The 9,240-nt window shown below is 62.0% G+C and carries 7 protein-coding genes; all 7 read left to right on the forward strand.

Features of this window, described 5'->3' with window-relative positions; genetic code table 11:
• Nucleotides 1-365: TolC family protein (locus tag APH41_RS26680; protein WP_177333601.1), on the forward strand; the 365-nt coding region annotated here is incomplete at its 5' end.
• 81 nt (nucleotides 366-446) lie between these two features.
• Complete coding sequence (locus APH41_RS26685) at nucleotides 447-1,079, forward strand: hypothetical protein (protein ID WP_054896844.1); 633 nt, start codon at nucleotides 447-449, stop codon at nucleotides 1,077-1,079.
• Nucleotides 1,080-1,331: 252 nt separating this feature from the next.
• On the forward strand, nucleotides 1,332-2,828 hold the full coding sequence (locus APH41_RS26690) for a YdgA family protein (RefSeq protein ID WP_034125427.1): 1,497 nt from the start codon (nucleotides 1,332-1,334) through the stop codon (nucleotides 2,826-2,828).
• Between the two features lie 336 nt (nucleotides 2,829-3,164).
• Complete coding sequence (pgaA, locus tag APH41_RS26695) at nucleotides 3,165-5,645, forward strand: poly-beta-1,6 N-acetyl-D-glucosamine export porin PgaA (RefSeq protein WP_054922458.1); 2,481 nt, start codon at nucleotides 3,165-3,167, stop codon at nucleotides 5,643-5,645.
• 12 nt (nucleotides 5,646-5,657) lie between these two features.
• Nucleotides 5,658-7,655: a poly-beta-1,6-N-acetyl-D-glucosamine N-deacetylase PgaB gene (gene pgaB / locus APH41_RS26700; RefSeq protein ID WP_054922460.1), complete on the forward strand. Its 1,998-nt coding sequence runs from the start codon at nucleotides 5,658-5,660 to the stop codon at nucleotides 7,653-7,655.
• Between the two features lie 2 nt (nucleotides 7,656-7,657).
• A complete protein-coding gene (pgaC, locus tag APH41_RS26705; RefSeq protein WP_054896841.1) occupies nucleotides 7,658-8,998 on the forward strand; it encodes a poly-beta-1,6-N-acetyl-D-glucosamine synthase in 1,341 nt (446 codons plus the stop codon).
• 2 nt (nucleotides 8,999-9,000) lie between these two features.
• A partial coding sequence (gene pgaD / locus APH41_RS26710; RefSeq protein WP_082430509.1) for a poly-beta-1,6-N-acetyl-D-glucosamine biosynthesis protein PgaD occupies nucleotides 9,001-9,240 on the forward strand: 240 nt, incomplete at its 3' end.

Genomic DNA, 9,240 nt, shown 5'->3' on the forward strand with positions numbered 1-9,240 from the left:
GCGTGCATGAAGCTGAAGCCGCGACCCAGGGCGCCCTGGCCCACTTCGACGGCGTGGTGCTCAACGCCATCCGCGAAACCCAGACCGGCCTGGCCCAATACACCGCCGTGTTGCAACGCCGCGACGCCCTGGCCGACGCCGAACAGTCGGCGCGAGAAGCCGCCGGCCAGACCCATCGCTTCTTCCAGGCCGGCCGCGAATCCTTCCTGGCCGACCTGCAAGCCACGCGCACCTACACCGATATGCGTGCGCAACTGGCGGCGGCCAACACCCAGGTTGCCATGAGCCAGATCGACCTGTTCCTGGCCCTGGGCGGCGGTTGGGAAAGCGGACGAACGCAAGGGGAAAAACCCGGCAAACCGTGAGGTGATTGCTATGCTTTCTTGGGTGAGGCCCGCTGGCGCCTCACCCGACAAAGCTCGCGTTTGCTCATGGGGATTCCAAGAATGAAAAACCCTTATGCTCCCGCTTTCTGGTGCGTGCTCTTCGCACTGGTTTTGTTATCGGCCGCGTATTTTTACGGCGTCATGCTCGCCCATCAACTCGACAAGGCCATGGTGTTCCTCGACAGCGCCTGCCTGGTGATCGGCACCTTGTCCATCGGCGTGGTGGCCTGGGCGTCGTATCAAAACCAGCGCGTGAAGAAAAAACTCCTCGAACAGGGCAAGACCCGCGTGGCGATCTGGGACACCAAGGTCGCCCTGCGCCGTGTCGAAACCGTGTTCGATCGCTATTTCTGGGGCAGTTACTGGCAGCCGGGGCGCACGTTCCAGGAAGTCATGGGCGACCTCACCGGCACGCCGCTGGAAAAAAGCCTCGAAATCCTGAAAAAACAATGTGTGCTGCTGGATCGGCAGGTTGCCGACGGTAGGCACTGGCTGGATAACGCGCGGGAATTGTCCGACGTGGCCACGCAAATGGCCCGCGAGCGCTACCAGCTGGACTTTTGCGACCCCAAGGCCGACACCCCCGGCAATGCCGTGATACATCGCGAGTTCGAGGTGCTGGTGTACACCTGGACCGCACGCTTGAAGAGTTTTGATCACCAACTGGATGAAGTCGAACAGGAGTACTCCTGAACTCCTGCTGAACTGATCCCTCTGAAAGGTTGGGCCGTTTACGCCCGCCAGTGCTAATCTTCCCCAGCCTTTGGCCACACGGGCCACGACTGTAGGAGCGAGCTTGCTCGCGAAAGACGCCAACGATAACGCGGGCATTCTGAATGAACGCGGTGCCCATGCGTTGTTCGCGAGCACGCTCGCTCCTACAGGAACCCCTACAGGGTTCAAGGAAGACAGCCCACTTCTCACAGGATTTGATCAGGTCACTTCATGAATAAGCCAGCCGTTGTTTTCTTGGGTTTTGTTGTCGCCGTCGGCGCCGTCAGTGCGGGCGGTGCCTGGTACACCGGTAAACAACTGGAGCCGGTCCTGCAAACCGCTATCCAGAGCGCCAATAAAGAACTGCAGACCTCCATGGCCGGCGTCGATGGCAGCGTGACCCTGGAGCTGGTGTCCCTGGACCGTGGCGTGTTCAGCAGCACCGCGCACTATCGCCTCAAGGGCCAAGGCAGCGTGTTCGGCGAAGACAACCCGAACCCCGAATTGCTGTTCGTCGACCATATCGAACACGGCCCGCTGCCGTTCTCGCGCCTGGTGACCCTCAAGTGGTTGCCGGTCATGGCCACCAGTCACTACGAACTGGAAAAGAACCCCACCACCGAAAAATGGTTCGCCGCCAGCAAAGACGTGTCGCCGCTCAAAGGCGTGGCGAATATCGGCTATAGCCGTTCGGTCAGCGGCAACATCGAATTGCTGCCCCTGGAGTTCAAGGACGCCACTTCCTCGGTGAGCTTCTCCGGCGCCAACCTCAACTTCGACAGCAGCGCCGAAGGCCAGAAGGTCAAGGCCGAAGGCTTCATGAACAGCCTCAAGGTTGCCGCAGTGGACGCCGAAGGCGCACCGTTCGAAGCGGAGCTGGCCGGCCTGACCGTCGCCAGCAACCTGGAAAAAACCACCTTCGGTTTCTACACCGGCCAGAACACCGTGGAGCTGACCGACACCAAGGTCACCTTCGGCCCGCAGAAAGCCGTGCTGACCCTCAAGGGTTTCGAGCAGAAAGACTCCAGCGAAACCAAGGACAACAACCTGGCTGGCCGCGTCGACTACAAGATCGACGAGATCGGCTACCAGGGCAAAGCAGTCGGTTCGGCCGCCATGGCCGTGAGCATGAAGAACGTCGACATTCCGGCGATGCTGGTGCTGACCAAGCTCTACCAGGACAAGATGCAACCGGTGCAAGCTGCCGCTGCTGCCGGTCAACCGGTGCCGGAGCTGCAAATGACCGAAGCCGAGCAAGCCCTTGCGGAAGCCAACGTCAACCAGGTGCTGGCCGCCAAGCCGCAACTGGCCGTGGAAAACCTGTCGCTCAAAACCACCCGTGGCGAAAGCAAGTTCAACCTGGTGGTGGACCTGGCCAAGCCAACGTCCATGGAGCTGCCGCCGGTTGAACTGGGCAAGCAAATGGTCTCGCTGCTGGATGCCAACCTGACCCTGTCCAAGCCGATGATCAGCGACGTGGCGGCCCTGCAAGCCCAGGTGGGCGGCGTGACCGACCCGCAAGCCATCGAACAGCAATCGCAGATGGCGGCTGAGATGGTCAGCAGCATGGCGGTCGGTACTCAACTGGCGACCCTGGTGGGCACCGACGTGGTTTCCAAGCTGCACTACGCCAACAACGAGGTGACCTTCAACGGCCAGAAGATGACCGTTGAGCAGTTCCTCAGCTTTGTGATGTCCAAAGCCGGTGCGGTCAGCGGCGCCCAATAAACCTGAAATGCGATAAAAAAATGTGGGAGCTGGCTTGTGTGGGAGCTGGCTTGCCTGCGATAGCATCGCCCCGGTCTGGCTGGACGACCGAGGTGCCTGCATCGCGGGCAAGCCCGGCTCCCACACAAACCCGGCTCCCACTTTTGTTTTGTGTGAGGGCAAAAAATCGCGGTCGTACAATTCTGAACAATTGTTCTGAATTGTGCTTCCCCCTACTTCCCTAAGGGATAGTTCCTACAGGAAAGCTAGGTCGGGTCCCGAGACGCCGACACCCTGAAGCGTTTCGCTCAGGACCATCTATCGTTAGAGCTTTCCGTGTGTAAGGAAGCTCACGACATGCTGCGAAACCACCCCTACAGTGCCTCAGGCCGGTTGCGTCTGCTTATCGGAGCCGCACTGTGCAGCCAATTGCTGGTCCCAGGCCTTGCATTTGCCGACCCTGCCTACGACGCCCTGATCATCCAGGCCCGCAACGGTCACTTCACGCCGGCGCTGACCCAACTTCGCCAACTCTCCGCCGAACGCCAGACCCCAGGCCAGGTCAGCGACCACCTGGTGATCGCCGGCTGGGCCGGGCAAGATGCTGAAGTGCTCAAGGTTTACGAGGCGCAAGGCAAGCATCGCAACCTCACCACCCAGGCACTCGCCACGGTGGCGCGCACTTATCGCAATCAAAAGCAGTGGGCTCAGGCCGAAGCGGTCTATCGCCAGGCGCTGCTGCGTGAACCCAATAACGTCGACCTGCAACTGGGCCAGGCCCTCACCCAGGCCGATGGCGGCAAAGCCAACGAAGCGGTGCAACGCCTGCGCACGCTGGTGGCGGCGCAACCCAATGACCCCAACCGTCGCATGGCCCTGGGATATGCGCTGACACGTGCCGGCCTGAACTACGACGCGCTGTTCGAGTTCGACCAAGCCTTTATCCGGGCGGGCGATAAACCCGAAGTGGCGCGTGAATACATCGTTGCCCTGCAAAAGGCGCGGCTGCCGGAGCCGGCACTGCGCCTCTCGGCCAAGCGCCTGGGGCTGGTGGACGCAGTCACCCAGCGCCGCCTCGAAGGTGACCTTGCCGCCGAGCGTGTGCGCATGGCTGAGTTCGCCACACGCAGCGAGAAGGAACGCTACGTCATCGCAGACCGTGCCCTGCAGGACTACGACAAACTGATCAGTCGCTGGGCGCCGGACGCCACAGCCAAGGACGACGTCATCCGCTGGCGCATTGACCGCCTGGGCGCGCTCAAAGCGCGAGCACGGCATGCCGAGGTGATCCGCGATTACCAGACCCTCACTGGCGAAGGCGTGCAACTGCCTACCTACGCGTTGCGTTGGGTTGCCGGCTCTTACCTGGAACAGCGCCAGCCGGAAAAGGCCGAGCCGTTGTACCGCCAGGTACTCACCGCCCCCGACACCGATGCCAGCTATCGGGTCGATGACAGCACGGCGCTGTTCTACGCCTTGTTGGAAAGCGACAAGGTCGAAGAGGCCCGCCAGGTCGCCAACAACCTGGCCAAGGAGCAAAACCCCCGCGTTGAGCTCAAGGGCTTGCCCATTGGCAACCCCAATGACAACTGGATGGACGCCCAACAATTGTCCGCCCAGGCCGGTACCTATGGCGGTGACCTGCCCGGCAGCGAAGCCAGCCTGGAAGCCTTGGTGGCCAAGGCACCGGGCAATGTGGGCCTGCGCCTGGCCCAGGCCGACATGTACCGCGCCCGCGACTGGCCGCGTCGCGCCGAAGGCACGCTCAAGGAAACTGAAACCCAGGCTCCCCGCGATATCGGCCTGGAAGTCTCCCAAGCCTATACCGCCATGGACTTGCAAGAATGGCGGCAGATGGACGCGCTCACCGACGACGTGCTCGCCCGTAACCCGGACAACCGTCAGGTGCAGCGCCTGAGCCGCCTGCGCGATGTGCACGACATGGCCGAGTTGCGTGTCGAGGCCTACACCGGCAAGAGCTACGGTGGCGGCAATAACAACGACGCTGGTGCCGTCTCCGGCAGCCGAGACTGGGGCATTGAAAGCGTGATCTACACGCCTCCCATCGACGAAGACTGGCGCCTGTTCGCCGGTGCCGGCTATGCCACCGCCGACTTCCAGGAGGGCACTGGCCAACATCGCTGGCAGCGCGTGGGCGTGGAGCGTCGCACCCGTGACATGACCATCGAAGCCGAAGTGTCCAACCATTCCTATGGCGACGGTTCCAAGCAAGGCGCCAGCGTGTCGATTGCCCGCGACATCAACGACCACTGGCAATACGGCGGCAGCCTTGGCTATTTGCTCAGCACCACGCCGTTGCGGGCCCTGAATGACGGTGTCACAGCCAACGGCGGCAGCGGTTTTATCCGCTGGCGCGCCAACGAAAGCCGCGAGTGGAAACTGACCCTCAGCCCGTCCCATTTCAGCGACGGCAACGACCGCTTCGAAGCATTGCTCACCGGCCGCGAGGGCCTCTACAGCTCGCCCCATGTGCAAGTGGACCTGGGCCTGGAAGTGGGCGCCAGCCGCAACAGCAAGGAAGACACCGTGTACTTCAACCCGAAGTCGGACTTCACGGTGTTGCCCATGATCAACGTCAATCACGTGCTCTATCACCGCTACGAAACCCAGTGGAGTCAGCAGTTCCAAATCGGCGCGGGTACCTACAGCCAGCGTGACTACTCCACCGGCGGTATTGGCCTGATTGGCTACGGCCAACGCTATCGCTGGAATGACGTACTGGAAATGGGCGCCAACCTCAGCCTGATCAGCCGACCTTATGACGGTGATCGCGAACGCGATCTGCGCCTGCTCGTCGACCTCACTTACCGTTTCTAAAAGAGCCTGACCATGACCGTCCTCAGCCGTTGCTTGTTGGTCCTGGGTGTAATGCTGGCCGCCGCCTGCGCCCAACAACCCGCGCCCTACACCCCACCCGCCGAACGGCCGATAGCGCCCAACGAAGCGCCGTGGCCGAAGAACCACTTTTTGGGCATTGCCTATCACGACGTAGAAGATCGCGACCCCGATCAAGCCGTGGTGGCGGTGCGCACCGAGCGTTTGGTCGAGCAGCTGGCGTGGCTGCGTGAAAACGGCTACCAGGCGGTCAGCGTCGACCAGATCCTGGCAGCCCGGCGCGGCGGCCCGGCATTGCCGCCCAAGGCGGTGATGCTCAGCTTCGATGACGGTTATTCCAGCTTCTACACCCGCGTGATGCCGATTCTGCGTGCCTACCACTGGCCTGCATTGCTGGCACCGGTGGGGTCCTGGATCGACACGCCGTTGAACCAACCGGTGGATTTTGCCGGTACGCCACGACCACGGGGAGAGTTCCTGACGTGGCAGCAGATTCGCGAGGTGTCGCAGTCTGGCCTGGTGGAAATCGCCGCCCACACCGACGCCAATCACAAAGGCATCCTGGCCAACCCCCAGGGCAACCTGGAACCGGCCGCCACCACGCGAAGTTTTGACCCCAAAACCAACGGCTACGAAAGCGAAGCGCAGTTCCAGGCGCGTATGCGGGCTGACGTCGCCGCGATTTCGAACAAAATCCGAACCGTCACCGGCAAGGCGCCGCGTGTATGGGTGTGGCCGTACGGGGCCGCCGATGGCACCTCGTTGGCGGTGGTCGGCGAGCACGGCTACGAGATGGCGCTGACCCTGGAAGACGGGCTCGACGACCTCGGCAACCTGATGAACAGCCCACGCTTTCTGGTGGCCTCAGACCCGGACGGCGAGCATTTTGCCAACAGCATGGTCGCCGTGCAGACCAAAGCGCCGATGCGCGTGCTGCACGTAGACCTGGACAACGTGTACGACCCCGACCCGGCCCAGCAGGCACGCAACCTCGACGTGCTGGTTCAGCGCGTGGTGGACATGGGTGCTGGCACCGTGTTCCTGCAAGCCTTCGCCGACCCCAAGGGCGACGGCCTGGTGCATTCGCTGTACTTCCCTAACCGTCACCTGCCGATGCGGGCCGATCTTTTCAACCGTGTCGCCTGGCAGTTGCACACCCGTGCCCATGCCAGTGTGTACGCCTGGATGCCGGTGCTGAGTTTTGCCCTGGACCCCAAGCTGCCGCGTGTGACCCGTTGGGACCCGGAAACCGGCCAGGTCGGCCCCGACCCGGATCAATACAAACGCCTGTCGCCGTTTGATCCCAAGGTGCGGCAGGTCATCGGTGAGATCTACCAAGACCTGGCGCGTGTAGGGCCGATTGACGGCATCCTTTATCACGATGATGCGGTGTTCAACGACTTCGAAGACGCCAGCCCCGCAGCGCTCAAGGCCTATGCGGCCCAAGGCCTGCCGGACACCATCGCCGCCCTGCGTGCCGACCCGGCCGTGATGCAGCGCTGGACCCGTTTCAAAAGCCGCTACCTGATCGACTTCACCCATGAGCTCACCGCCAAGGTCCGCGCTATCCGTGGGCCGCAGGTACTCACCGCGCGCAATATCTTCGCCGAGCCGATGCTCAACCCTGGCAGCGAAACCTGGTTCGCGCAGAACCTTGATGACTTCCTCCAGGCCTACGACTGGACCGCGCCGATGGCGATGCCGTTGATGGAAGGCCAGGAAGTGAAGACCTCCAACGCCTGGCTGGAAAAACTCATCGCCACGGTCAAGGCGCGCCCCGGCGCCATGGAAAAAACCATCTTCGAATTGCAAGCCAAAGACTGGCGCACCCAGGCCGCACCGGATATCAGCGCTGAGCAATTGGCAGAGTGGATGGGTGTACTCAAACGCCAGGGCGTCACCAGTTTCGGCTACTACCCGGACAACTTCCTGGAAAACTCCCCGGACTTGAAAACTATTCGTCCGGCCCTCTCCAACCAATGGAACCCTTGATCATGGTTGACAGAATCCTGGCTCTATTCGTGTTGGCACTGGTACTGGGCTTGCCCCTGGGCCTGATCTTCCTGGTGACCGGGCAGTTCCTGATGGACTTCGTGTTCTTCTACCCGTTGTTCATGTCGGCACTATGGATAGCCGGTGGCCTGTATTTCTGGCTGCACTGGGAACGCCACTGGCCGTGGAAAGAAGACACGCCGGCGCCGACCCTGGCCGGCGAGCCGCTGATCTCGATCATCATCCCTTGCTACAACGAGGGCGATAACGTCGCTGACACCATTGGCGCGGCCCTCGGCCAGTTGTACCCGAACATCGAAGTGATCGCGGTCAACGACGGCTCCAGCGACAACACCGCCGCAGTTCTCGATGCCCTGGCGTTGCAACACCCGCGCTTGCGCGTGCTGCACCTGGCGCAGAACCAGGGCAAAGCCGTGGCCCTGCGCATGGGCGCCGTGGCCGCCCGCAGCGAATACCTGGTGTGCATCGACGGCGATGCCTTGCTCGACAAAAACGCGGCCGCCTACATGGTCGCGCCGATGCTCGACAACCCGCGCCTGGGGGCCGTCACCGGCAACCCGCGCATTCGTACCCGCTCGACCCTGATCGGCCGGGTGCAGGTGGGCGAGTTCTCCTCGATCATCGGTTTGATCAAGCGTACCCAGCGGGTATTCGGTCGGATCTTCACGGTCTCCGGTGTGGTGGTGGCGTTTCGCAAGAAGGCCCTGGACCGCATCGACTACTGGAGCACCGACATGATCACCGAGGACATCGATGTCAGTTGGAAGCTGCAACTCGATCACTGGGCGATCTTCTACGAGCCGCGCGCCCTATGCTGGATCCTCATGCCCGAAACCGTCGGCGGCCTGTGGAAGCAACGCCTGCGTTGGGCCCAGGGCGGCGCCGAAGTGCTGTTCAAGAACATCCGTGGCATCTGGCAATGGCGCCACCGCTACCTGTGGCCGCTGTTGTTCGAATACTGCCTGTCCACCGGCTGGGCCTTCACCTTCCTGCTGTCGGTGATCTTCTGGGCCGTGGGTAAATTCGTCACGCTGCCGGCGGCGATCACCGTGAGCTCTTTGGTGCCGCCCGCGTTCACCGGGCTGGTGCTGGCGATGGTGTGCCTGCTGCAGTTTGCGGTGAGCATCCTGATCGACCGGCGCTACGAAAAAGACCTGTGGAAAACCCTGTTCTGGACCGTGTGGTACCCGATGGTGTTCTGGCTGGTCAGCCTGCTCACCACCCTGGTCAGCTTTCCCAAGGTGTTGTTCAACCAGCATCAGAAACGCGCACGCTGGGTCAGCCCGGACCGCGGTATCAAACCTGCACAAGAGGAGGCGTGATCATGAAACTGGTCAGAACTCGCCAAAACACACTGATGTGGATCGTCGATGTGCTGCTGACCCTGCTGGCCTGGGGTGGGTTGATCTGGCTGCTGGCGCGAGGCATCAGCGCCATGCTTGAAACCCACGGCGGCCCACGCATCGAGGCGCCTATCTTTGCTGCGCTCAACACCTTGCAGGTTTACCTGTGGATCGCGCTGTTCAATGCGGTGATCCTGATCAGCTGGGCACGTTATCAGCAG

It is taken from the genome of Pseudomonas sp. NBRC 111138, assembly GCF_001320835.1.
GTDB lineage: Bacteria > Pseudomonadota > Gammaproteobacteria > Pseudomonadales > Pseudomonadaceae > Aquipseudomonas > Aquipseudomonas paracarnis.